This is a genomic window from Vibrio sp. OPT46, from assembly GCF_015163535.1.
Classification (GTDB): domain Bacteria; phylum Pseudomonadota; class Gammaproteobacteria; order Enterobacterales; family Vibrionaceae; genus Vibrio; species Vibrio alginolyticus.
This window is the reverse complement of sequence record NZ_JADDYG010000338.1, coordinates 10,159-12,631: the sequence shown is the minus strand read 5'-3', so window position 1 is coordinate 12,631 and position 2,473 is coordinate 10,159. Positions and strand designations below refer to the sequence as shown.

Genomic DNA, 2,473 nt, shown 5'->3' with positions numbered 1-2,473 from the left:
TTTGTTCATGCTCTAGGCTATATTTCAGATCATTTAAAGAGCTACCTCTGATGTTCCTACCAACGTTACCTCCCCCTTGACCGTATAGCCCATGACACGCAATACATCCATATCCACCTACAGTACGAAAGATGGACTCACCGGCTGAAATTGAGTCTTCTGAGGCATAGGTAAACAAGCTCACACCAAACATACCCGCTAGTATGAATGAACGCTTTAGCATCATCAGATTCCTTTATAGCGCCTATAACCTCACTTTTTTAATCATGCCTGCTTCTGCATGTCCTGGAATATTGCATGCAAATTCAACCTTGCTATCCCCTTGGAAGTGCCAAATCAACTGCTTAGCTTTACCCGGCTTTACTGTAACTGCATTCCCTGAATCATGCATATGATGAGGCATTTTCCTCATCATTTCTCGATGTTCAAGTTGCTCTTTCGCTGAGCCAATAGTGAACTCGTGATCAATCTTGCCAACATTCATAACCACAAATTGAACGACATCATTTGGTTCAATTTGTACTTCTTTTTTGAACTTGATTGTCATGTCATCGGCCAACACAACATGGACCACTTTATCTGGCTTTGCACCTGTTGCTGGCATACCTACATCAGACATGCCTTCCATCGACGTCATGGAATGATCCATTTTGCTGTGATCCATATCGCCTTGATTCATATTACTATGGTCCATGCTCTCATGGTTCATAGAGTCATGATCCATTTTGGAGTGGTCCATGTTTGCCATTGCAGATGTTGCTGTAATCGAAAGAAGTGCAGCAAGTAGTGTTTTTTTCATGTTCATATTGTGTTCCTTAGTAGTTCATTTAAGTGTTTTACGGGCTAAGTTCATTCTTAGCCCGAATGTGTGTTTAGTCGTGTTTCAGTTCGCGTGTTTTCCAAAGCTTGAAAATAGCAGGAAGAACAAGAAGTGTTAGTAAGAGGGCAGAGGCCATGCCACCAATCATTGGAGCAGCGATACGCTGCATTACCTCAGAGCCAGTCCCCTCACCGTACATGATTGGGATCAAGCCGATAATCACAGTAAGTACCGTCATCATTACCGGGCGAACACGCAAGCCAGCGCCTTCTTGAATCGAGTTACTTAAATCCTCTTCATCCAATGATTTGCTTTGCTCTTTGGCGTCTAGTTTTGTGTAGTGCCATGCTTGGTTGAGGTACACCAACATGATGACTCCAATCTCAACAGCGACCCCAGCTAGCGCGATAAAACCAACGCCTACCGCGATTGAGAAGTTGTAGCCGAGGTAGTGCATGAGCCATAAGCCACCCACCATGGCTAACGGCAGAGTCAGCATGATGATCATCACCTCACCAACACGTCGGAAGCTGAAGTAAAGCAGCAGCATGATGATGGCAATCGTGATTGGCACGACGACACCCAAGCGCTCTTTGGCACGCTCCATGTATTCGTATTGACCTGACCATGCAATTGAATAACCAGCTGGCATATCAAGTTGCTCTGCAACCGCCTGTTTTGCTTCCTCAACGTAAGAGCCTAAGTCTCGACCATCGATATCAACAAACACCCAACCATTAGGACGAGCATTCTCTGTTTTAATCATTGGTGGTCCATCTTCGTAGCGCACATCAGCAACATCAGCTAAGGCAATTCTAGCGCCACTAGGGGTAACCAATGGCAGTTGCTTTAACTTAACGACTGAATCACGATAATCTTGTGGATAGCGGACATTAATTGGGTAACGCTCAAGACCCTCAATGGTTTCTCCAACGTTCATACCACCGACAGCAGTAGAAACTACCTGTTGTACCTCTTTAATGTTAAGACCGTATCGAGCTGCCGCTGTTCGATTGATGTCAATAGTGACATAGCGACCACCGGCAACACGCTCTGCGTATACAGAAGCAGTGCCGGCAATATTGTTAAGAATAGGTTCTAGTTGAGCACCTATCTTCTCAATTTCGGTTAAATCACTCCCTGCGATCTTAATTCCAATTGGTGTTTTGATACCCGTTGCCAACATGTCGATGCGTGTTTTTATAGGCATCACCCATGCGTTAGTTAAACCAGGAAACTGAATCAAGTCATCAAACTCTTTTCGTAGCGACTCAGTTGTCACGCCCTCACGCCACTGATCACGCGGTTTAAGCTGAATAACGGTTTCAATCATAGTTAAGGGAGCAGGGTCGGTCGCTGTGTCAGCACGACCGACTTTACCCCATGTTGTCTGTACTTCAGGTACCGTCTTAATTAATTTGTTTGTCTGCTGAAGCAACTCTCGCGCTTTACCAATAGAAATACCTGGATAGGTGGTTGGCATATACATCAAGTCACCCTCATCAAGAGGAGGAATGAACTCACTACCGAGCTTCGTTGTTGGATAATAAGCTGACCCCATAAGAGCAATAGCCAATATAATCATGCTTTTCGGGTACTTCAGACTAATATTCAGTAAGGGCTTATAAAGGGCAATTAGACCTTTATTAATAG

General features: G+C 44.5%; 3 protein-coding genes. All 3 read right to left on the bottom strand.

Translation table 11 applies throughout. The annotated features are described in order from the left end of the window. A partial coding sequence (locus tag IQR33_RS33220; protein ID WP_228013921.1) for a c-type cytochrome occupies nucleotides 1–223 on the bottom strand: 223 nt, incomplete at its 3' end. 21 nt (nucleotides 224–244) lie between these two features. Beyond that, nucleotides 245–799, bottom strand: a complete 555-nt coding sequence (gene copI, locus IQR33_RS15665; RefSeq protein ID WP_193843834.1) for a copper-resistant cuproprotein CopI — start codon at nucleotides 797–799, stop codon at nucleotides 245–247. A gap of 73 nt (nucleotides 800–872) precedes the next feature. After that, nucleotides 873–2,473: efflux RND transporter permease subunit (locus IQR33_RS33215; RefSeq protein ID WP_228013920.1), on the bottom strand; the 1,601-nt coding region annotated here is incomplete at its 5' end.